Below are 20,968 nucleotides of genomic sequence, written 5' to 3'. Positions count from 1 at the left end.
AACGTTTTTTATAGATTTTGTAAATTTTGTAAAATATATGACTCATATGGATAAAAACTTAAAAAACACAGAAAATGAAGCTCAAATCATCAAAAAAGAGGATTTAGATCACCATCATAATAAAGGAATTTACATGAGAGATGATCACTGTGATTGGGGTTCAAGTGGGATGAGTGAACTAATCGACGCTTTAAACGATAGTAACTAATTCTACTTTTTCAATTTTCTTCAACAAAGGATTAAAAAATAATGAGTGCAGAGAAAATCTCTTATGAGTTAAAAAGATATGCTGGTATCAAACGAGACTACACTGATGAAGAAGTGGAGAGATTAAGAGGTTCAATTAAAATTGAGTACTCACTTTGCAAAAATCAATCAGAAAAACTTTGGCAATTATTAAATACTGAAGCTTATGTTAATACCCTCGGTTCTTTGTCGGGTAACCAAGCTGTACAGCATGCAAAAGCAGGTTTAAAAGCAATTTATCTTAGTGGTTGGCAAGTTGCAGCAGATGCTAATACTGCTGGAGAAATGTATCCAGATCAATCTTTATATCCTTATGATAGTGCTCCTAAATTAGTTGAGTCTATGAACAATTCTTTAATTAGAGCTGATCAAATTCAACATATGGAAATGCAAGATGGTGATATGAAACCTGAAGAAAAAGTTGATTATATGCTTCCAATTATTGCTGATGGTGAAGCAGGTTTTGGTGGACCATTAAATGTATTTGAATTAACTAAAAAATTTATAAGAGCTGGTGCTGCAGGTGTTCACTTTGAAGACCAATTAGCTAGTGAAAAAAAATGTGGTCATATGGGTGGAAAAGTTCTTGTTCCAACTGGTACTATGGTCAAAAATTTAAAAGCTGCAAGATTAGCTTCTGATATTGCAGAAGTTCCATTAATTATATTAGCAAGAACTGATGCTAATGCAGCAAAACTTATTACAAATGATTTTGATGAAAATGATAAACCATTTTTAACTGGTGATAGATCTCCAGAAGGATTTCATTATGTTAAAGATGGAATTGAACAAGCTATCTCTAGAGGTTTGGCTTATGCACCGTATGCTGATTTAATTTGGTGTGAAACAGCTACTCCTAATTTAGCTGAGGCTAAAAAATTTGCAGATGCAATTCATGAAAAGTTTCCTGGAAAACTGTTAGCTTACAATTGTTCTCCATCATTCAATTGGAAAAAACATTTAAGTGATGACGAGATTGCTTCATTCCAACAAGAAATTGCTAAAATGGGTTACAAATTCCAGTTCATTACTCTTGCTGGGTTTCATACTCAAAACATTGCAATTTTTGAACTTGCTGAGAAATATAGAAAAGAAGGTATGGCTGCATATTCTAGAATTCAACAACAAGAATTTGCTAGAGAGAAAGATGGCTATACTAGCGTTAAACACCAACGAGAAGTTGGTACGTCTTATTTTGATGCAGTCTCAAATACTATTAGTAGCGGCCAAAGCTCGACAACAGCAATGGCTGGTTCTACTGAATCTGAACAGTTTTAAAAAAAAATAACTTCCCTCTCCATTTTTTTTTGATAGCCCTTAATATAACCAGGGCTATTTTTTTTATTTGTAATTAATACTCGAACTGTTAAGGCTCTCAAATGTCTAATAAAAATTTTGGTTTTGGAACACAGATTAGAAAATCTCCTTATTTCGATGCTACTGTAAAATGGGGGGCAACAGGTTTTTCTGTCTATAATCATATGTATATTCCAAGGGATTTTGGAAGTCCTGAGCAAAACTTTTGGAACCTTATTGAAAAATCAATTTTATGTGATGTTGCAGTCGAAAGACAGGTCGAGATCACAGGTCCTGATGCATATAAATTTACTCAGCTTTTAACTCCTAGAGATCTTTCAAAGTTATCAGTTGGACAATGTAAATATGTTTTAATCGTAAACAATGATGGCGGTATCTTAAATGATCCAGTTTTATTAAGACTTGCTGAAAATCATTTTTGGTTATCTTTGGCTGATAGTGATGTTTTGTTATGGGCACAAGGTGTTGCAGTTAACTCAGGTTTAGATGTTAAAATATCTGAACCAGATGTATCCCCTCTACAGTTACAAGGCCCTACCTCACAAGAAATAATGGTCAAACTATTTGGTGAAAATATCAGAAATCTTAAATATTATTGGTTAAGAGAATATCAACTTGATGGAATTCCCTTAATTGTATCAAGAACTGGCTGGTCAAGTGAACTTGGTTTTGAAATTTATTTAAGAGATGGTTCAAGAGGTAATGAACTTTATGAAAAAATAATGGAAGCTGGTAAAGAACATGGTATTCAACCTGGTCATACATCCTCTATTAGAAGAATAGAAGGTGGTATGCTTTCTTATCACGCAGATGCAGATATTCATACAAATCCATTCGAATTAGGATTTGATCGATTAGTTAATTTAGATGCTGATATAAATTTTATAGGTAAAGAAGCACTTAAAAAAATCAAGCAAGAAGGAATTAAAAGAAAACAAGTTGGTCTTATCATTGATTGTGATCCATTATCAGGACCAAACACAACTTTTTGGCAGATTGAAAAAGATGGCAAGACAATTGGTAAGGTAACTTCAGCTGTATATTCACCTAGATTGAAAAAGAATATTGCACTTGCAATGATTGAAGTTAATCATTCAGAGTTAGGCAATAAATTAGACATAGAAACTCACGAAGGAAAATGTTCTGCTACAATAGTAGAAAAACCTTTTTACGACCCAAAAAAGAAAATAGCTAGTAGCTAAGATTTAATATTGTATCCTTTTTTCAATAGAACTGTAACAATAGTTACACATGACATCAAAAATACTACCATTGAAATAACACTCACCCAAATATTGAAATCTGAAACACCATAAAAGGCAAATCTTAAACCATTAATTAAATAAACAACTGGGTTAAAATAAGTAACTGTTTGCCAAAACTCAGGCAACATATCTAAAGAATATAAACTACCACCTAAAAATACCATTGGCGTAATAACTAAAGTTGGGATGATAGACATTTGCTCAAAATTAGAGCTCATTAAACCAATTAAAAAACCAAATAAAGCAAATGTAAATGCTACTAATACTAACAAAAATATCATTAACAATGGATACATTACTTGAACCTCAACAAAAAACGTTGATGTTAAAAATATAACTAATCCGACTATAAGAGTTTTAGTAGCACCAGCACCCACAAAAGCTAAAACAATTTCAAAAGTTGAAATTGGTGCAGCTAAAATTTCATAAATAGTTCCATTAAATTTTGGAAAAAATATCCCAAATGAAGTGTTACTGATTGACTGAGTTAACAACGTTAACATTAAAAGACCAGGAACAATAAAAGATCCATAACTAATTCCATCAATCTTTTCTACATATCCACCAATTACAGATCCAAAAACAATAAAATAAAGAGAGGTTGATAGAACTGGTGAAAATAATGATTGCATCAATGTTCTCTTAAATCGATCCATTTCATGTAAGTACATTGCTCTAAATGCGTAATAATTAAACTTCATTGTTCTCCTTTACTAATGTCACAAATATTTTCTCTAAAGTAGTTTGTTCAGTTTTTAAATCTTGTAATTTTAAATTTGCATCTTTTAAATCTTGTAACAAGTTAGTTATTCCAGTGCTTTTAGCTCTAACATTATATGTATAATTAATTGATTTTTTGTCTTCTCCGATTTCTAGATTATACTTATCTAAACTGCTTGGAATTTCAGTAATTTCTTCTTGAAGATCTACAGTAAGTTTTTTATGTCCCATTTTTTTTAATAATTCTTTTGTTTCATCAACAACAATAATTTCACCTTGATTAATCACTCCCACTCTATCTGCGATCGCTTCTGCTTCTTCAATATAATGAGTGGTAAGAATAATAGTAACACCAGTTTTTCTTAGAGTTTCAACTACCTTCCACATATCTTGACGTAATTCAACATCAACACCAGCAGTTGGTTCATCTAAAAATAATATAGTTGGCTCATGAGACAATGCTTTTGCAATCAACACACGTCTCTTCATTCCTCCAGATAACTGTCTTAATCTCTGATCCTTTTTATCCCATAAACTTAGGTCTTTTAAAATTTTTTCAATATGTTTTGGATCTGGTTTTTTTCCATATAAACCTCTTGAATAAGAGACATTGTTAAAAACTGTTTCAAATTGTTCTAAGGTTAATTCTTGTGGAACTAATCCAATTCTAGATCTTGTTTCTCTGTAATCATCAATGATATCAAAATCATCTACAGTAACTTTTCCTGAAGATGGTCTAACAATTCCACAAATGATACTTATAAGAGTAGTTTTACCTGCACCATTTGGTCCAAGCATTGCAAAAATTTCACCTTTTTTGATGTTTAGGTTTATTTTCTTTAAGGCTTCAAAGCCATTATCGTAGACTTTTGATAGATTATTTATGCTTATTTGATCTAACATGAACTAGGCATATATAGAGACAATTTATTGTATTACAATATTTTAAAATTTGTTTACAACCCACGATTAATGAGAAAAATTTTTGTATTTACCTGTTTTATCTTTGCATTCACTGCTAATGTGATGGCTAAAGAAACAACCTACACTAAAGAGTTGTTTGATAAGGCTTTAGCGGATGGAAAAGTTGTGGTGGTTAGCTCATGGATTAAATATTGTACATCTTGTGCCAGCCAAATGAAGGTCCTTGATAAAGCAAAAAATGATTTTGATAATATCGAATACTTTAAATTTGATGTAACTAATAAAGAAATTGCTAAATTTTTTAATGTTCAATTTCAAACAACACTTTTAATTTTTAAAGATAATAAAGAAGTTTACAGAAGCATTGGTGAGACAACCAAAGAACTTATTTATGATGCTTTAAAATCAGTGATCTAAATTAATTACTTTTCAATTTCAAAATTACTGCTGGCAAAAAAGTTGCAACAACAAATGATAAAAATAATAAAGATTGTGCAACAAAAGGTGAAAATAGATCTTTAGACATCAATCCCCCGACCAATAAACTTTTAGAAAAATCTGGATAAGGAAACATCAAAAATCCACCAATTAAACCAATTATAATTGAAACATAGGCAGTTTTTTCATTTACCTTGTTATAAAAACTGTAAAAGACTGTGAACACAAACGCACAACAAAATAAATCTGCAAGCAAAAATAAATATAAAATATCAAATCCTTTTGATGCAACACCAAATGCTATCAATGATAAAAATACGATAAAATATTTAGAAATTTTTAAATAATCTGTTTTTTTATCTAAATTAAAAGTTGCTTTACCATCAACAACAAACAAACTTGATATTGCATTAACCAATGTATCAACTGTTGAAATTGTTAAAGCTAAACCAAGAACAATAATAATTAAAGATAGTGTTTCAGTTTGTTCTTTTAACAATAAAGTAAAAAATCCCAAATCAGCTCTAGCTGATGGATCAATAGAAAATGACACCATTCCAATAAAGCCCATTAAAAAAACTATCGGTACAATTACAAAAAAAGAAATTATCAATGCTGATTTTAAAGTATTATAATCTTTAGCAGCATAAACTCGTTGCCAATTTCCTTGGTGAAATAAATTGGTAGCTGCAACAGCTATAAAAAAAGTTAATCCAGCAGTATAACTTGGAATATAAGATGAACTTAATAATTGCGGATTTTTTTCTTTAATTAATGCAAAAGAAAAATTATCTCCTGTTGATGAACTGATAATTAAAATTAGAATTAATAAAAGAAAGCCAATAACAATCATTTGAATATTATCAGTAAATATAGAAGCTCTTAATCCGCCATAAAGAGTGTACGTTAAAGTCGCTAAAAGGACTATTAATGCAGTGATCCAAAGATCTGTACCCGATAAATAATTTATCAAAACTGCAACAGCTGTCACCTCTGCACAAAGAAAAATAAACATGTAAAAGATTGTCATTAACAAAATCAGTTTAAACAAACTTTTTCCAAATTTTTTTCTCATAAACTCAATTAGAGATGAGCCTTTTGGAAACTCAGATCTAATTTTTCTTCCAAAATAAATTAAGAAAATCATTGGAAAAGCTGTACCAAGTGCATAACCAATAACGGCCCCTATTCCTCCCCATGTGGCAGCAGCAACAGGGCCAAATAAAATCCATGCTCCTAAAGCAGACGCAACAAGACTGGTCGTTAATGAAAATAATTCTATATTTCTATTGGCTGTTAAATAATTACTTATTCCTTGGAATTTTTTAGAATGATAAATTCCTAATGCAGCAAATACCAAACTAATAATAATTACTAATGTTAATGATGATGATTGACTTAAAAAGTATGTGTTATCCATTTTATCCCTTTCTGAATTACCGGACAGGTTCGTAGGGTTTAATCTCAGTCTGTTAAGACACCCCTTTGTTTTAAATATATATTTAAATTTATGTTTTTAAACTAAAATATTAAGTTATATTAATAGTTATGAGTTACAAAGCATCACCAAAAAGATATTCCAACATGAAATATAGGAGATGTGGAAAAAGTGGTGTTGATCTACCCTTAATAAGCCTTGGTCTTTGGCATAATTTTGGTGGTAAACAACTTACATCTGAAGCAAAGAAAATGTTGTTTTATTCTTTTGACTCAGGGATTACTCATTTTGATTTAGCAAATAATTACGGTCCACCAGCAGGAAGTGCTGAGGCTAATTTTGGAAAAATTTTAAGTAAAGAATTTAAAAGATATAGAGATGAGCTAATTATCTCATCTAAAGCAGGTTATGATATGTGGGAAGGACCTTACGGTGAATGGGGTTCAAAAAAATATATCATTGCAAGCTGTGATCAAAGTTTAAAGAGAATGGGATTAGATTATGTGGATATATTTTATTCACATAGATTTGATCCAAAAACACCATTAGAAGAAACAGCAGATGCTTTAGAACTTATTTATAGATCTGGTAAAGCTCTTTATATTGGTATTTCTTCCTATTCTTCAAAGAAAACAATTGAGATGTTTAATATTTTAAAAAAAAGAAACATTAAAATATTTATTCACCAACCTTCTTATTCATTAATAAATAGATGGTTCGAAAAAGATTTAGATAAAAATTTAATTAAATTAGGAATTGGAACTATTGCTTTTTCTCCATTAGCACAAGGAATGCTGTCAGATAAATATTTAAAAGGTATACCAAAAGCATCAAGAGCAAGTGATCCAAAATCTGCCTTAGATAAAAGTTTCATAACTAAAAGAAACATAAAGATAATTTCAGATTTAAATCAAATTGCTAAAAAAAGAGGTCAAACATTATCGCAAATGGCTTTGGCTTGGGTATTAAATAATAAAGCGGTTACTACAGCTTTAATTGGTGCAAGTAGTGTAAAACAAATTAAAGAAAATATTGAAAGCTTAAATAATTTAAATTTTTCTAAATCTGAGCTTAAAGAAATAAATAAAAAAGCTAAAGATGGAAATATTAATAAGTGGGCAAGATCTAGTTCTTATTAAAAGAAGTGTTTTTCAATTAAATAATGAAGAGTAAAAATAATTAAAGAAGCACAAATAATTAGAAACACTCTTTCTTGATTACTCATTATTGTTGACCTTTATGATTCATTATTTCAATCATACACTGAGTAGCATACTCTCTCCACTCTGTAGAATTCTTGTTTTTGAGGCTATTTAAATGATCTCGGTTACTTTGAATATCGTCTTTATGTTTTAGATAATCAGCCCCATTTAGATTTGCTTCCATAGAAGAAAGGTTGGTTTCCATTGCTTTTATCCACTCTTTTCCAAGCTCAACACATTTTTGATCATCTTTTTCATCGCAGATTTGTTTGAAAAAATTAAAAATTACATCATCAGTATTAACTGAAGTGTTCATATCTTATTGCTCGATGCAGGTTCCAATTGAGTCTGGACCACATGTCTTACCATTAGTCCAAGTAGCACCAATCAGATTTGCGTTTTCAAAATTTGCATTAGTAATGTTTGCAGATGTAAAATTTGCTTCCATTAAATTAGCATTTTGAAAATTAGCTTCTATTAAAGTTGCCCCCATGAAATCAACTCTTGTTAAGTTCGAATTTGTGAAATTTGTTTTTTCAAAATTTGCACCAATACTGACTGTCTCGTAAAGATTGGCTCTAACAAATGTAGACTCTGGAAAAGTTCCAAAGGATAAATTTGAATTCATCATAATGCTTTTATCTAAATTTACTTGTACAAAACTTGCAAAAGATAAATTTGAATTTGGCAAATAACTACCTTGTAGATCCTGCGCATCTGAAAATCTGCATTTGGAATAATCTACCCCATCTGTTAATGGATCATCACATGCAGCATTTGAATTTGAAACAAAAAAGAGACTAAAGAATATTAAAAGCAGTATTTTTTTCATAAGCAAAACTAACAAACAAAATATGTCAAAACAATGAAAGATTATGATTAAAAATTTGATAAAATATAAGTTATTTATTTTCCCAATCAAATCGAGGAAACGATTCAAAAGCTCTAATAATACTTTCAGACCAACTTTTTGTTATTGAGGAATAAACTTGGTCCTCTAATTCAAATTTATTCTGATATATAGGATTAATTAAACCTTTTTTATAAACTACAAAATCAATTGGTGGTCCAACTCGTAAATCACTTTTGATAGTTGAGTCCATTGAAATTAATGCACATCGGGCAGCATCACCTAATGATATTTCTGGTTTTAAAACTCTATCTAAAATTGGTTTTCCATAATTAATCTCACCAATAATCAAATATGGTTTGGTATCCGATGGTCGAATATAATTTCCTTGAGGATATACTAGTAAAATCTCTGATTTTTGATCTTTAATTTGTCCTCCTACAATATATGAAGAACCAAGTTGCAATGCTTCTTCATTAATTCCATGAGGAGAAGAATGTTTAACTGTTAAAGATCCAACGTAATTAGCAACTTCTTCAATTGTATTACAAGTATTTAGGCTTCTTTCTGGTGAGTTAGATTCTAAATCTTTTTTAATAGAACTAAATACTGCTTGTGATGTTGCCAAGTTTCCTGAGGTAACAATTACTAAATTTCTATCACCAACAGCATAATTGAACATTTTAGAATATGTGTTGACGTCGTTTAATCCTGCATTTGTTCTAGAATCGGATGCAAAAATCATTCCTTCATTAACATTGATTCCAATACAATAAGTCATGGCACATTATCTAATATATAAGTTTGGATTTAAAAAGCTTAATTTATCGTCATAAACAATTTATTTTTCATGTTTTTTTAAACTTTTTATGCTTTAATGACAGATGCCTAAAATTTCCTGGGAAAAATATGAGGCAAAAAAAGTATTTGATGAATATGTGGGAGAAAATCAAAAACTAAGGCCTGAAACTAAAATTATTTCGAATTTTATTTCTAAATATTCAAGAAAAAAACTTCTAACTACTATTAAAAATTCTGAAAATGCAATTAGTCAAAGAGGAGTTACTTTTAGAGTTTATTCAAATGATAAAATTACAGATCATTATTGGCCACTTGATATTATTCCTAGAATTATAAAAAAAAAAGATTGGAATAAAATTTCTAAAGGATTAGCTCAAAGAGTAAGAGCTTTAAATTTTTTTATTCACGATGTTTATAATGATCAAAAAATTTTTAAAGATAAAATAATACCAAAAAATATAATTTTAAATTCAGGAAATTTTAGAAAAGAGTGTATTGGTATCAAGCCTCCATTTAATGTTTGGGCTAACATTTGCGGCTCAGATTTAGTGAGAGACATTAATGGTGAATTTTTAGTACTGGAAGATAATTTAAGAGTTCCATCAGGTGTATCTTACATGCTTGAAAATAGAACAGTCATGAAAAGTGTTTTTCCAGAAATATTTGAAAAACATAAAATCAGTCCAGTAGATGAATATTGTTCAAAATTATACTCATGTATGAGATCACTATTAAAAAACAAATCTAATCCAAAACTAGCTATACTTACTCCTGGTGTTTTTAATTCTGCTTATTTTGAGCATGTTTTTTTAGCACAGCAAATGGGTGTAGAATTAGTTGAAGGCTCAGATTTATTTGTTGAAGACAATAAAGTATTTATGAAAACAGTTTATGGAAAAGAACAACTACATACACTTTATAGAAGAATTGATGATTTATTTTTAGATCCAAAAGTATTTAATAAATCTTCCTTAATAGGTGTTCCTGGAATTTTTAATGCTTGGAAAAAAGGAAATATAAGTATTCTTAATGCTCCAGGATCAGGTGTTGCTGATGACAAAGTTGTCTACAGTTATGTTCCTAAAATGATTAAATTTTACCTTAACGAAGAGCCGATAATTAACCAAGTAGAAACATATTTGTGTCATGAAAAAAAACAAATGGATTATGTAATACAAAATATAGCTAAATTAGTAGTTAAGCCTGCAAACGAGTCAGGCGGATACGGGATTTTAATTGGTCCTAGAGCATCCAAAAAAGAATTAGATGAATGTGTTAAAAAAATTAAGAAAAATCCACGAAATTATATTGGGCAAAAAGTAGTCTCACTTTCAACATCTCCAACTCTAATTAATAATGAACTTGATCCAAGACATGTAGATTTAAGACCATTTATAATATCTGGCTTCAATCAGTATGTAACGCAAGGTGGTCTTACTAGAGTGGCGTTAAAAAAAGGTAGTTTAATTGTCAACTCATCTCAAGGCGGGGGAAGTAAAGATACCTGGATATTGGATAATTAGATTATGTTAAGTAGAAGAGCAAAATTATTGTATTGGATGTCTAGATATCTTGAAAGATCAAATTTTACATCAAGATTATTAATTACTACTAGTGAATTACAATTAGATTTATCATTGGAAGATGAAATTTCTTGGAAACCCTTATTAACTGTAACAAATTTAAACAAAGACTATCTCAAATTAAATAAAAAATATTCTGAAAAAAAAACAATAGAATATTTTATTTTAAATAAATCAAATCTATCCTCTATTTTTAATTCATTAAATTTATCTCAACAAAATTCTTTGGTGATAAGAGATATACTGCCCGAGCAATCAATAATTAAATTAAATGATTTAATATTAAAATTTAATAAAAATATAAAAACTAGAAAAAATAAAAAAAACTATATCAAACTACTCAATGAAGTAATCCAAGGTTCGCAAAGCTTCATGTACTCTACTGATATGGAAATGCAAAGAAACATTGAATATCAATTTTTACGTCTTGGAAGATTTATCGAAAGAACTGACATGATGATAAGGATACTTCAATCACAATCTTTAAGATCTAAACAACATAAAAAAGGATATGAATATTTAACATTAGAATGGATAAATATTCTAAAATCTATTTCTGCTTTACAAGCCTACAGACAATATTCAAAACAAGATATAACAGTTTCTGATATCATTAATTTTTTTCTTAAAGCAGATATTTTTCCAAGATCAATTAGCTGGAATTTAAATCAAATTGAAAGAGCCTTATATAGAATATCAAAAAAAAATGATTTGATTAAAAAAATCAAATATTTGAATAAAAAAGTAGAAAAATTCAATATAAAGAATGATGATATAGACAGTTTGCTTTTATTTTTAGAAAAAATACTAAAAGAAATCAGTGAGCTAAGCTATAACGTAGAAAAAAAATATTTTTCTTTAAATTAAAAATAAAAAAATGAAAGAATATAACATTGCATCAATAGCAGGAGATGGAATAGGAAAAGAAGTAGTTCCTGAAGGCTTAAAAGTATTAAAAGACGCTGCTGAAAAACATCAATTCAAAATAAATTTTACAGAATATGATTTTGCTTCATGTGATTATTATGAAAAACATGGAAAAATGCTTCCAGATGATTGGAAAGAAAAATTAGGAAAACATGATGCGATATTCTTTGGTGCAGTTGGAATGCCAGATCAAGTTCCAGATCATATATCTTTATGGGGATCCTTACTTCAGTTTAGAAGAGAATTTGATCAATATATCAATCTTAGACCAGTAAAATTATTTCCTGGAATAAATCCTCCTTTAGCAAATAAAAAACCAGGTGACATTGATATGCTGATTGTTAGAGAAAATACTGAAGGTGAATACTCTTCTGTTGGTGGAAGGATGTTTAAAAATACTGATAGAGAAATAGCTATTCAGGAAACTATCATGTCTGCGCATGGAGTAGATAGAGTTCAAAAATTTGCTTTTGAATTAGCAAAACAAAGAAAAAGAAAAAAATTAACCAATGCAACAAAATCAAATGGTATTTCAATTACAATGCCGTTTTGGGATGAGCGTTTTAATGAAATGAAAAAAAATTATCCAGATATTGAAACCGATCAATATCATATAGATATTTTGGTTGCTAGATTTGTACTTAATCCTGAATGGTTTGATGTTGTTGTTGCATCTAATTTATTTGGAGACATCCTTTCAGATTTAGGACCAGCTTGCACTGGAACTATTGGAATTGCTCCATCTGGAAATATTAATCCTGAAAATAAATTTCCATCTTTATTTGAACCAGTTCATGGTTCAGCGCCTGATATTGCAGGAAAAGGTATTGCTAATCCTGTAGGACAAATTTGGTCTGGTGCAATGATGTTAGATTATTTAGGAGAAAAAGAAGCTTCCAATTCAATAGTTGAAGCTATTGAAAAATCTTTAAGTGAAAAAGAAAATAGAACTAAAGACTTAGGTGGAGATGCTGATACCTTAAAATGTTCTAATTCAATATTGGCTAATCTTTAAATCTTAACCTTCTTACCAGTTTTTGCACTTTTTGTTATTGCAGCAAAAATCTTAAGAGAGATCAAACCATCATTACCATTTACTTTTGGCTTAACTTTTTTTGATACTACATCTGCAAAATGATCAATTTGGTTTACTAAAGTACTATCGTCTTTTTTGTTTTTATCTTCATTAACAAAAATCTTATTCCACCAACTACGTTCATTTTTATAGAACCAATATTTTAAATTAGGAAATTGCAATGAACCCTTAGTTCCACCGATTATATATGCAGATTGATTAGTTATAGGATAAGCTGGATTTTCTCCTGCAGTTAACTCATAACTCCATGGAGCAACAATAGTATCTGACAAATTTAATGTACATAGCGCACCTGAATTAAAAATTAAGCTAATAGTTGCTGTATCTTCGACTGCAAATTTCCTAGTTTTGTTGGTTGTAAATGCTTGAACGTATTTAATAGATCCAAGTAAGTAGCAAATCATATCGATATCATGAACTAAATTAATTCCTAAAGGTCCGCCTCCTTTACTAATTCTCCATTTTTCTTTGTAATAAGCTTTGTGTTTATAAAGCCAACATAAGACATTTGCTGAAACAATATTTCCTAATTTTCCTTTATCAATTAACTCTTTTACCTTTGATACTATTGAGTTGTGTCTTCTGTGATAACCGATCAATAACGGTGTTTTATTTTTGTTAGCACTACTAATAATTTTTTTAGCTGAATTAATATTATCTGAAATAGGTTTTTCTAATAATACTGGAATTTTTTTCTTTAAAAAACTAACTGTATGCTTTTCATGAAGTTGATTTGGAGTAGCTACAATTACAGCATCTAAATTTTTTGAGTTTAAAAGTTCGTCTACATTTGAATACAATGGGATTTTATATTTTTTTGATAAATTTTTTGCATTGTTACTAATATCAACTATTGAATGAAGATTGGCTTTTTTAGATTTTGAAATTGCCTTTATGTGTTGCAATCCCATTAAGCCAGTTCCAACAATGGATATGTTGATTTTTTTATTCATTTTATGAAATATTTATTTTTGTAAAGTACTTATAAAGTTTATTAGGTTTAATTAAAGAACTTGGGAAATTTTTATTGTTTGGTGCATCTGGGTAGTGTTGTGTTTCTAAACAAACCCCCTGGTAAGGAGCAAGTTTATTTTTATACCTCAAACCTTGACTGGTATAGAGCTGTACACCAGGAAGATTTGAATAAAAGTCTAATTGAATATTAGTTTTTTTATTTTTTAGAGAGGCTAAATAATTTTTAGAATTTTTTTTAATACAATATGTTAAATCAAATCCCAATTGATTGATTGTATTAGATACTCTCTTTATTTTTTTGTTTTTAATAATGTCTATTTTTTTTCCAATATTTTGAAACTTATTAAAATCATTAATAGTATTTTTAACTTTTTTAATTTTACCAGTTGGGATTAATTTATTAGTTACTTCAAGATATTTTTCAGAGTTAATTTTTAAATCATGATTGAAAATTGTCTCTTTTTTACTCTTATTCAAGTTCCAATAACTATGATTGGTTAAACTCACATGAGTTAATTCGCTTGATTTATATTGATATTTTATAAACAAGCTTTTATTTTTGATTTCAAAAATACACTCTGAATTTAGATCTCCTGGAAAACCTTGGTCTAAATTTTTAGATAACAATTGATAGATAATTTTATTTTTTGAATGATGTTTTATTTTCCATTCTAATCTATCAAATCCTATTTTTCCTCCATGCAATGTATTTCTTCCTTCGTTGCCTTCAAGTTTATAAATCTTATTTTTAATCTTAAATCTTGAATTTGAAATTCTACCTGCGTACCGTCCACAAGTAGCCCCTACATAAAAATTTTTACTGCCATAATTTTTTGTAGGACCAAGATTTAAGATTAGATTTATTTTCTTTTGCTTGTCATAAACCTCATATAAGCAAGCACCAATATTAATTGATTTAACTCTTAAATATTTGTTTTCTATCGTTGAACTTTGTACTTTCACAAAGTCTCTTATAGCCAACCTTTATCAACGATGTAAGATTGATTTGTACAACCAGAAGACTGTTCTGATGAAAAAAACAATACAGTTTGAGCAAGTTCATGAGGCATTAATTTCTCTTTTAAACATTGGTTTTTCATCAAATCTTTTTCAGACTCTTCGTTTAACCACATATCAATTTGTCTTTGTGTTAAGACCCACCCAGGTACTACTGAGTTAACCCTAATGTTAAATTCCCCTAAATCTCTAGCAAAGGATCTTGTCAAACCAACTACTCCAGATTTTGCAGCTGTATAAGCTGCCATACCACCTTGTCCGACCATCCAAGAAGCGGATCCCATATTAACAATTACACCACCTTTGTTTTCAATCATTGATTTTTTAACTGATTGAACTGTGAAAAAATAATGTCTTAAATTTACGTTTATTCTCTCATTCCAATATTCCTCTGTGACATCGTCTATTTTATGTCTCGTATCATTAGCAGCATTATTAATTAAAATATCAATTGGACCTTTCTGATCAATAATATCTGCAATAGTTTTTTGAAGTTGTTTTATATTTAACAAATCACATTCAATAAAAGTTGGTATTGAATATTTTTTATTTTTTATACTTTCAATTAATTTTTCGGATTCTGATACATTAATATCTATAAAATAAACTTCTGAACCTTGTTCACAAAAATGTTCAACAATTGAAGCTCCAATTCCTGATCCACCCCCTGTAACAAATACTCTTTTATTTTCTAAATCATAATATTTTACTTTCATTTTCTTAATCCTCCACTAGTTACAAAAATCTCTATCAACATTATTTATAATTTTTATTTGATTAATTTTCTTAATGCTGTTTTTATTATTTTTACTATTTATAGAGTATTTAAATTAAAAATATATATTTTATTTAGCTTTATAACCTAAACCGATATTATTTATTTTTTTACTTGCATCCATAATTTTTGGATATTCATAATTTAATCCTAAAAGCTGTCGTACTTTTGGATTTGAATTATTTTTGAAGTCTTCCGATAAATAAGTAACTAAATCTTCAACTGGTTTTATATACTTTGGAAGAAACTCTATCAATAATGCAGCTCTTTGGTGATCTGATTTATTTGGTGATGCTCCATGCCAGCAGTTACCATTAAAAAAAACTAAATCTCCGGGATTAGCAATCATTTGTTGTTTATTTGAAAAGTCATCATTTTCATTTGGATAGTGTAGTTTCTTTTGTGATCCTGGTATGTATGCAGTTGCTCCTGATTGCTCTGAACAGATATCTAGAGGTATAGTAGCCTGGCAGTTTTGTGCAAATGAACTGTTTAGACCCATGGGAAATGTCTCACTATTATAAAAATCCCAATACGGATAATCGATATGTAATTCTTGACCTATAGATCCTGGTAACAATCTACTTGCACAGTATGATCCACAAAAAAACTCTGAGCCTAAAAGTTTAGACATTAAGCTAAAAATAATGTCATTTGTTATTAATTTGCTGAAAACCTCCCCTTTACCAAATAAGTTCCATATCCTTTGTTGAAGTTTAATTTTATCAGATGCTTCAGCTTCCGCATTAAAGTGGGTTTCTTTTTGCTCTTGTGTGTCAGCAAAATGATTAACAATCTCTCTTGCTTCTTTGATATCGTTTAAATTATATGCATTTTCAATCGCGATAACTCCAGACTCATGCATTAATTCATTTATCGCTTCCTTAGTATCAAAACTATCTCTAGAGAATTTACGCATAGATAAATTTTAAGTGAAAAAAAATTAAAAAAAAATAAAAAATTATAACTCTAATTCTTTAGCTAGATCGCCAATTTTAGCACCACCTGCCATCAATCTTTTCACATCTTCATTACCTAGTTCTGAAGAAAGTCCTGAACCAATTACTTCTCCTAAACTTAAAAAAGTAAATCGATCGGCTATAAGACGAGCATGAATTTCATTGTGTGTAATAAGTATAATTGCAATATTTCCTAAATTTTGAACTTTTTTAATTGTCTTTAAAACTTCCATTTGCTGCTTTTGACCTAACGCTGACGTAGGTTCGTCTAATATTAATATCTTTGCACCAAAGTAAATTGCCCTTGCAATAGCTAATGTTTGTCTTTGTCCACCTGACATTGTTCCAACTGGCTGATTAGGGTTTGCAATATTAATTCCAATTTTAGACATTTCTTCTGTTGTTATTCTGTCCATCTCATCCATTTGCATTAAACCAAATCCGCTTGGTCCTTTTATTAATTCACGTCCGAGAAAAAAATTTCTTGTTACTGATGTTAGAGCGTTGAGTGCTAAATCTTGATAAACTGTTCCAATACCTGCATCAGATGCTTGACGTGGTGTAGTGAAGTTAACAGTTTCTCCATCTACTTTTATTTCTCCACTTGTCATTGGATGAACACCAGATAGCACTTTGATCAAAGTTGACTTTCCAGCACCATTGTCACCTAACAATGCGTGAACTTCACCAGGATAAACATCTAAGGAAACACCATTTAAAGCAGTAAATGTTCCAAATTTTTTTACTAAATTCTTTATCTCAATTAATGGTTTTTTATCCATTAGATATTTCCCATAATTCGTTTTCTAATATTCTCATTTGTTAAGGCAGCAGTAACAAGAACTGCTCCAAGGAATACTCTGTAGAATGACCCATCAATTCCAGGAATATAGAAGAATGCTTCTTTTGCAATTCCAAAGATAATTGTACCTAGGATTATTCCACCTATAGTTCCAAATCCTCCAGTTAACACAACACCACCAATAACTGCTGCAGCAATTGCTTCTAACTCTTTTAAATTACCTTTAGCTGTATCTGCAGTATTAACTTCAAATACCTGACATGCTGCAAACATAGTTGCGCAAAATGCTGTGAACATAAATAATGAAATCTTAACTTTATTCGTTGGCACACCGTTAGCTTTTGCAGCACTAAGATTTCCACCAGTTGAATAAATCCAGTTCCCTGCTTGAGTTTTACTTAAAATTAAATAGCAAATAAACGCAATCAGTCCCCAGATCATTAAACAAGAATACATTCCTTTAGCAAAAATATTTCCGAAGTTATTTACGTTCCAATCTACTGTATAATATAGCCAGTTAAATACAGGCTCCATAATATCTCCACCAAAGAAATTAGCAACCGGTCTTGCTGTAACTATGGTGTCGATGTAAGCTTTTGCTATATCAATATCAGTAACTGCTTTTGCCGCAACATCAGGAACATTAACTCCAGCTTCTATTTTCTTTGTTAAAATTTCCACCATTGAATCATTTCCTGATTTTTTAGCTCCAGCTAAAGATTTCTCTAAAGTTGCAACCATCTTTTCAGCATTCATGGCAGTTTTGTAGGCTGCGACTTTCTCGTTAATATATGTTAATCGTTCAGTTAATTTTGCAACTGTACTAGCAGGCACAGTGCTGAGAATTTCTAATAATTGGTCATTTGGTAAGGCTTTAGCGGCATCTCTTTCCATTTCTCCATGACCTGGAACATTTATAATGTTTTTAATATCTGGTAAATCTGTAACAGTTGTTGATCCAGCAGTTTGGTCAGGAGCTCTATTAAAAGCTCTGTACGAAACTTCTGTTAAACCTCGTAAAAAGAAAAGTCCACCTAGCGTTACAATGAAAGAAGCTATTCCACTTTTAACAATTATCCATCCTTGTATCCATCCAAAAGATAGCGTCATACATAATGTAATTAATATTGCTAATAATGGAGATACATCTTGAATTTTAAATAATGTAAATCCTTCAAAATGAAAACCACCTTCAAAAGATATATAAGGAATAACAACAGCAAAACCCCATTTTAGTATCATTGCCATACAACCACCAGCAAATCCAATCATTGATCCAACAGAAAGATCAAATTCACCTGCAATGATTAACATTCCAGCAGCAAGTGCAACGATCCCTAATTGAGCAATTACCCTAAAATTATTTCTAATTCCTAATGCGTTAAAGCCTTCACCTGTGAATGGGTTAAGAGAAAATTGTCCTTCTGGAATAGAGAAATATCCCAACATACAAAAAAGTAAAACCATAACTCCAAAAGGTCCAACCTCTGGACGAGACATAAATGCAGAGTACCATTTTTTTTCACCCTGTCGGTCTGACTCTTGTCTTGGTTTTTTTGTTGTTGATGTATTCATTTATAAAAGACTTATTAATTTTGTTAAAAAAAAAGGGCCGATTGAATAATCGACCCTTTAAATTATTACAGACTATCTATCAATACCTGCTAAAGCAGCAACTGAAGAAGCGTTAGACTTGTCAACGAAGCCAGGTCCTGATGGGATGTTAGCTCCTGGTAAAAGTCCAGCACTGTTGTTGTACAAGTGTAATACGATAACTGGCATATAACCTTGTAGTCTTTGTTGTTGATCGATAGTGAAAGCAACTCTTCCAGATCCGATTAAGTCCATAACTGCAGGACTCAAGTCGAAACAAGAGTGGTGTACTGACATACCAAGATCAGCTAAAGCTTTATCAACAGCTTCACAAACGTGTGGTCCTACTGAAAGGATCGCATCGATATCACTGTTAGCTTGTAAAGCAGCAGTTGCTCTAGTTTGAATAGTTGCAGGGTCAGATGTAGTATCAGTCATTTGCATAGGAACAGCAGAACCGTAACCTTCACATCTGTCTACAAGAGCTGTGTTGTATGCTTCTTGAATCATACAAAGTGCTTTAGAAGCACCTTCAGCTTTTGCTCTTTCACCAGCTTTTTGTCCAGCAAGTAATTCAGGCTGACCAACGTGCATTAAAGCACCAAGGCTAGCAGAAGACTCTAAACCAGAGTTCATTGTAATTACTGGAACACCAGCAGCAACAGCAGCTTTAATAGCTGGGCCTAATGCATCTGGATCTGGTAAAGAAATTACCATACCATCTGGTTGAGTAGCTGCAGCAGCTTGAATTGAGCTTGCCATATCAGCCATATCAGCAGAAGGGTTGTAGATATATTCGAAGTCAGCACCGATTGCTCTAGCTGCATCTTCACCACCTTTTTGAACTACTGGCCAAAAAGGATCTTTTCCTTCACCATGAGTAATCATGACATATCTTTCAGCGAACGCAGAAGTTGCAAATAATGCAAGAGCTGCAATCGAAAGTATAAGTTTTTTCATTATTTCTCCCTTTTTTTTTGTTTTTAAATTAATTTAAAAAACGAAATATACCTAGTTTGAGCAAAGTTCATAACAAAAAATATAAATACAACTTTTGATTGATTTTTTTTTTTAAATTTTTTTTCGCTTCTTTGCTTGTCTTTAAAATTTAGAATTTTTCTAAATTTGAATTTAAATCTAATATGTCGCGCTTCTTCCTAATCTTGCAGCACCTCTAACGCCACTAGCATCACCGTATCTTGGTTTTAAAAAAACACCCTCATATTCTCTACCAATTACAAATTTTCGCACCAATGAATCTATTTCATGCAAGAAATCAATTTCGTTTGAAACTCCTCCTCCAAATATAAAAGCATCAGGATCCAAAATATTTATTATACTTGAAAGTGACATTGCTAAATTAACTTTAAAATCGTCTATAAATTTTTCAGCATCTAAATCATGTTGTCTATTTAACTCAAAAATTTCATTTGTTTTTAAATTTTTTCCATAAAGTTTTTTAAATCTTTTAGCCAAACCTAAACCAGATAAAAAACTCTCAATCTCAGCTTCTCTTGGGTTACTCGAGTCGAAATTTTCTTTCTTTGCAGCAAAATAAGGAATTTGATTATGACCCCACTCTCCTGCAACACCATTAGGACCACTTACTATTTTTTTATCAATGACCAAACCACCTCCAACACCAGATCCTAAAATAATTCCATAAACTATTTTATAATGTTTCCCCGCTCCATCTATAGACTCTGATAAAGCAAAACAATTTGCATCATTTTCACAAAACACTTCTTTACCTAGTGCTTTACGTAAATCATTTTGAAAAGGTTTCTTTTCCAACCAACTGATGTTAGGAACGTTTTTAACTAACCCTGTTTGTGGAGAGTGAACTCCTGGATGGCAAACACCGATTGGAAGTTCTTGTTTAAACTCTTCTTCTAATTTTTTATGAATATCTCTTATTGCAGTAATAATTTGAGTATAGTTTTTTGGACATGCTATTCTTGATCTGTGCTTTTCTTGTCCATCTTTTTCAAGTACAACACTCTCTATCTTTGTTGCACCAACATCTATACCTACTTGCAT

At 30.4% G+C, this 20,968-nt stretch carries 22 protein-coding genes; 8 read left to right on the top strand and 14 right to left on the bottom strand.

The features are described 5' to 3' along the window. Window positions 1-46 precede the first annotated feature (46 nt). The 3 genes from ACTTA0_RS03940 to ACTTA0_RS03930 all read left to right on the top strand — a co-directional run bounded on the left by ACTTA0_RS03940 (window position 47) and on the right by ACTTA0_RS03930 (window position 2,765). On the top strand, window positions 47-208 hold the full coding sequence (locus ACTTA0_RS03940; RefSeq protein WP_262589431.1) for a hypothetical protein: 162 nt from the start codon (window positions 47-49) through the stop codon (window positions 206-208). A gap of 41 nt (window positions 209-249) precedes the next feature. Further along, complete coding sequence (gene aceA / locus ACTTA0_RS03935) at window positions 250-1,524, top strand: isocitrate lyase (RefSeq protein ID WP_440676171.1); 1,275 nt, start codon at window positions 250-252, stop codon at window positions 1,522-1,524. Window positions 1,525-1,625: 101 nt separating this feature from the next. Continuing rightward, a complete protein-coding gene (locus ACTTA0_RS03930) occupies window positions 1,626-2,765 on the top strand; it encodes a glycine cleavage T C-terminal barrel domain-containing protein (RefSeq protein WP_440676170.1) in 1,140 nt (379 codons plus the stop codon). On the opposite strand, the gene ACTTA0_RS03925 is transcribed toward ACTTA0_RS03930, so the two are convergent. Then, window positions 2,762-3,529 carry an ABC transporter permease gene (locus ACTTA0_RS03925; RefSeq protein ID WP_440676169.1) on the bottom strand — a complete coding sequence of 256 codons (768 nt, stop codon included), beginning with the start codon at window positions 3,527-3,529 and terminating at the stop codon, window positions 2,762-2,764. The two genes, ACTTA0_RS03930 and ACTTA0_RS03925, sit on opposite strands and share 4 nt — an antisense overlap. Next, the gene (locus ACTTA0_RS03920) at window positions 3,519-4,451 is read right to left on the bottom strand and encodes an ABC transporter ATP-binding protein (RefSeq protein ID WP_440676168.1); all 933 of its coding nucleotides are present in this window, start codon (window positions 4,449-4,451) and stop codon (window positions 3,519-3,521) included. Before ACTTA0_RS03920 ends, ACTTA0_RS03925 begins: the two co-directional genes overlap by 11 nt. 69 nt (window positions 4,452-4,520) lie before the next feature. On the opposite strand from ACTTA0_RS03920, the gene ACTTA0_RS03915 reads away from it, so the two are divergent. After that, entirely contained in the window at window positions 4,521-4,889 is a 369-nt protein-coding gene (locus ACTTA0_RS03915; protein WP_440676167.1) for a thioredoxin family protein, read from the top strand. A gap of 1 nt (window position 4,890) precedes the next feature. Here ACTTA0_RS03915 and ACTTA0_RS03910 read toward each other — a convergent pair whose 3' ends face one another. After that, window positions 4,891-6,330, bottom strand: coding sequence for a sodium:solute symporter family transporter (locus tag ACTTA0_RS03910; protein WP_440676166.1), 1,440 nt, complete (start codon window positions 6,328-6,330; stop codon window positions 4,891-4,893). A 128-nt stretch (window positions 6,331-6,458) separates the two neighbouring features. On the opposite strand from ACTTA0_RS03910, the gene mgrA reads away from it, so the two are divergent. Continuing rightward, the gene (gene mgrA / locus ACTTA0_RS03905; protein WP_440676165.1) at window positions 6,459-7,487 is read left to right on the top strand and encodes an L-glyceraldehyde 3-phosphate reductase; all 1,029 of its coding nucleotides are present in this window, start codon (window positions 6,459-6,461) and stop codon (window positions 7,485-7,487) included. An 85-nt stretch (window positions 7,488-7,572) separates the two neighbouring features. Here mgrA and ACTTA0_RS03900 read toward each other — a convergent pair whose 3' ends face one another. The 3 genes from ACTTA0_RS03900 to ACTTA0_RS03890 form a co-directional block, all read right to left on the bottom strand. Beyond that, window positions 7,573-7,866, bottom strand: coding sequence for a hypothetical protein (locus ACTTA0_RS03900; protein ID WP_262589440.1), 294 nt, complete (start codon window positions 7,864-7,866; stop codon window positions 7,573-7,575). A gap of 3 nt (window positions 7,867-7,869) precedes the next feature. Beyond that, the gene (locus ACTTA0_RS03895; RefSeq protein WP_440656460.1) at window positions 7,870-8,382 is read right to left on the bottom strand and encodes a pentapeptide repeat-containing protein; all 513 of its coding nucleotides are present in this window, start codon (window positions 8,380-8,382) and stop codon (window positions 7,870-7,872) included. 70 nt (window positions 8,383-8,452) lie between these two features. Continuing rightward, entirely contained in the window at window positions 8,453-9,181 is a 729-nt protein-coding gene (locus tag ACTTA0_RS03890) for a 20S proteasome subunit A/B (RefSeq protein WP_440676164.1), read from the bottom strand. A gap of 103 nt (window positions 9,182-9,284) precedes the next feature. Between ACTTA0_RS03890 and ACTTA0_RS03885 the strand changes: the two genes are divergently transcribed. Genes ACTTA0_RS03885 through ACTTA0_RS03875 form a run of 3 tightly spaced genes read left to right on the top strand, consistent with a single transcriptional unit; the run spans window position 9,285 to window position 12,726 of the window. After that, window positions 9,285-10,724 (top strand): circularly permuted type 2 ATP-grasp protein, encoded by a 1,440-nt coding sequence (locus ACTTA0_RS03885; RefSeq protein WP_440676163.1) that lies wholly within the window; start codon window positions 9,285-9,287, stop codon window positions 10,722-10,724. A gap of 3 nt (window positions 10,725-10,727) precedes the next feature. Further along, window positions 10,728-11,651, top strand: coding sequence for an alpha-E domain-containing protein (locus tag ACTTA0_RS03880; protein WP_440676162.1), 924 nt, complete (start codon window positions 10,728-10,730; stop codon window positions 11,649-11,651). 10 nt (window positions 11,652-11,661) lie between these two features. Continuing rightward, entirely contained in the window at window positions 11,662-12,726 is a 1,065-nt protein-coding gene (locus ACTTA0_RS03875) for a tartrate dehydrogenase (protein WP_440676161.1), read from the top strand. Here ACTTA0_RS03875 and ACTTA0_RS03870 read toward each other — a convergent pair. The 8 genes from ACTTA0_RS03870 to ACTTA0_RS03835 all read right to left on the bottom strand — a co-directional run bounded on the left by ACTTA0_RS03870 (window position 12,723) and on the right by ACTTA0_RS03835 (window position 20,968). Beyond that, window positions 12,723-13,760: a Gfo/Idh/MocA family protein gene (locus ACTTA0_RS03870; RefSeq protein ID WP_440676160.1), complete on the bottom strand. Its 1,038-nt coding sequence runs from the start codon at window positions 13,758-13,760 to the stop codon at window positions 12,723-12,725. The two genes, ACTTA0_RS03875 and ACTTA0_RS03870, sit on opposite strands and share 4 nt — an antisense overlap. Window position 13,761: 1 nt before the next feature. Then, the gene (locus tag ACTTA0_RS03865; RefSeq protein WP_440676159.1) at window positions 13,762-14,745 is read right to left on the bottom strand and encodes an aldose epimerase family protein; all 984 of its coding nucleotides are present in this window, start codon (window positions 14,743-14,745) and stop codon (window positions 13,762-13,764) included. 8 nt (window positions 14,746-14,753) lie between these two features. Continuing rightward, window positions 14,754-15,515 (bottom strand): SDR family NAD(P)-dependent oxidoreductase, encoded by a 762-nt coding sequence (locus ACTTA0_RS03860; RefSeq protein ID WP_262589446.1) that lies wholly within the window; start codon window positions 15,513-15,515, stop codon window positions 14,754-14,756. A 129-nt stretch (window positions 15,516-15,644) separates the two neighbouring features. Continuing rightward, the gene (locus tag ACTTA0_RS03855; RefSeq protein ID WP_440676158.1) at window positions 15,645-16,493 is read right to left on the bottom strand and encodes a phytanoyl-CoA dioxygenase family protein; all 849 of its coding nucleotides are present in this window, start codon (window positions 16,491-16,493) and stop codon (window positions 15,645-15,647) included. A 42-nt stretch (window positions 16,494-16,535) separates the two neighbouring features. Continuing rightward, window positions 16,536-17,315, bottom strand: a complete 780-nt coding sequence (locus ACTTA0_RS03850; protein ID WP_440676157.1) for an ATP-binding cassette domain-containing protein — start codon at window positions 17,313-17,315, stop codon at window positions 16,536-16,538. Continuing rightward, the gene (locus ACTTA0_RS03845; RefSeq protein ID WP_440676156.1) at window positions 17,315-18,910 is read right to left on the bottom strand and encodes an ABC transporter permease; all 1,596 of its coding nucleotides are present in this window, start codon (window positions 18,908-18,910) and stop codon (window positions 17,315-17,317) included. The genes ACTTA0_RS03850 and ACTTA0_RS03845 overlap by 1 nt, the downstream gene beginning before the upstream one ends. A 72-nt stretch (window positions 18,911-18,982) precedes the next feature. Next, window positions 18,983-19,888, bottom strand: a complete 906-nt coding sequence (locus ACTTA0_RS03840; protein ID WP_440676155.1) for a sugar ABC transporter substrate-binding protein — start codon at window positions 19,886-19,888, stop codon at window positions 18,983-18,985. 177 nt (window positions 19,889-20,065) lie between these two features. Further along, on the bottom strand, window positions 20,066-20,968 hold the full coding sequence (locus tag ACTTA0_RS03835) for an ROK family protein (RefSeq protein ID WP_440676154.1): 903 nt from the start codon (window positions 20,966-20,968) through the stop codon (window positions 20,066-20,068).

This window comes from Candidatus Pelagibacter sp. HIMB1593 (genome assembly GCF_052047755.1).
GTDB lineage: Bacteria > Pseudomonadota > Alphaproteobacteria > Pelagibacterales > Pelagibacteraceae > Pelagibacter.
Note: the sequence above shows the minus strand (reverse complement) of the source record. Positions and strands in the feature narration are given on the sequence as shown.